Origin of the sequence: Mesorhizobium sp. (assembly GCF_004962925.1) — a bacterium.
Taxonomy (GTDB): Bacteria; Pseudomonadota; Alphaproteobacteria; order Rhizobiales; family Rhizobiaceae; genus Mesorhizobium.
Genome location: NZ_SUEO01000509.1, coordinates 1 through 225, shown reverse-complemented (window position 1 = coordinate 225; position 225 = coordinate 1). Strand labels below are relative to the sequence as shown.

The 225-nt window shown below is 69.3% G+C and carries 1 protein-coding gene; it reads right to left on the bottom strand.

Annotation, left to right across the window (positions count from 1 at the left end; genetic code table 11):
• The coding region (locus E5W87_RS35920; protein ID WP_292408815.1) for an ATP-binding cassette domain-containing protein at window positions 1-225 on the bottom strand (225 nt) is incomplete at both ends.

Below are 225 nucleotides of genomic sequence, written 5' to 3'. Positions count from 1 at the left end.
CAGCAGGATTTCAGGCTGCACGGTCAAGGCCCGGGCGATGCCGACGCGCTGCGCCATGCCGCCCGAAAGCTGCCTGGGATAGGCATCGCTGAACTCGGCCAGGCCGACGAGCGCGGTATAGAAGCGGGCCTTGTCCTCGGCCTCCGCCCTGGGCACGCCCCGCACTTCGAGGCCAAAGGCGACGTTGCCGAGCACCGTCAGCCAGGGCAGCAGACGCGGTTCCTG